1 protein-coding gene and 1 pseudogene are annotated in these 1,048 nt (G+C 69.5%); one reads left to right on the plus strand and one right to left on the minus strand.

Annotation, left to right across the window (positions count from 1 at the left end; translation table 11 throughout):
- A pseudogene (locus ACZ5CR_RS47275) lies at positions 1-389 on the plus strand (mobilization protein); the annotation flags it as partial.
- A 27-nt stretch (positions 390-416) separates the two neighbouring features.
- Here the strand turns inward: ACZ5CR_RS47275 and ACZ5CR_RS47280 are convergent.
- Entirely contained in the window at positions 417-974 is a 558-nt protein-coding gene (locus ACZ5CR_RS47280) for a flavoprotein (RefSeq protein ID WP_468870257.1), read from the minus strand.
- Positions 975-1,048: the final 74 nt, after the last annotated feature.

A 1,048-nucleotide genomic window follows, 5' to 3' on the forward strand; every position in this document is an offset into this window, starting at 1 on the left:
TCCTGGCGAACCTCGCGCAACGCGCCCCCAGCATCCAGATAAAGCAGCGCTTCGCCCGGCACCTCCAGCAGAGGGTCCCCGATCACGCCGAACGCATCCTGAACGACCCCGCCTGGGACGCGCTCACCACCGTGCTCGCCGAGGCGGAGGCCGCCGGGCACAACGCGGTCTCCGTCCTGGACCAGGCGCTCGGCCAACGTTCCTTGGACGACGCCCACAGCCCCGCCCGTGCGCTGACCTGGCGCATCCGCCGCCTCGGCGAGCGTCATGCCCCCAGTCCCCGGGCCCAAGCAGCCAAGACCCGCAGCGCTGCACAAGGTCACGGCGCCACAATCCTCCCGACGGCCGTCGCCCCACTCCAACCGCGGTCACCGTCGCACCGGCGCTGACCAAAGAGTGGGCGCTACACCTTCTGATCAGGCCGATGCGGACAGCTTCGGAGTAAGCAGCTCCAGCGCTTCCTCCCAGCGGTAGCGATCGGCACCGCCGCCGGCCTTCGGCTTGTGGGGCTCGTACGAGCCGATCAGGACGCCCATCTCGCGCAGCACGTCGAGGCTGCGTGCGTACGCCGGGTGGGCGGCCTGGGCCGCATTCAGGTACGGAAAGGCAGCGATTGGGACACCCATCCCGTACGCCTCGCAGAGAATGCCCAGCGCCAAGGTGTCGGAGATCCCGGCCGCCCACTTGTTGATCGTGTTGAAGGTGGCCGGCGCTACCGCGATGGCGTTGGGTGGCGGCAGCGGACGCGGGTCACCCGGCTGTCGCCAGGCCGCGCGGATCGGGTAGCCGGTCTGTGCCTCGACGGCCTCGGCGTCTATGAAGCCAAGGCCCTGCGGAGTGGCGACGACGCCGACATCCCAGTTCGCCTCCTGGGCCGCAGTGATCAGCTTGCCGACGTCCCCAGCAATGCCGCAGGCGCACACGACGACGTACAGGAAGGGCTTCTTCGTCTGCTGGTCTGGCTGATCACTCACGCGGGGACTCCCAGTTGGCGACTGAAGCGGTGCAGTTCAGGCAGCGTACGGCGGCGGTCGCGGGCGGCCATGTC

It is taken from the genome of Streptomyces sp. NPDC031274, assembly GCF_055570235.1.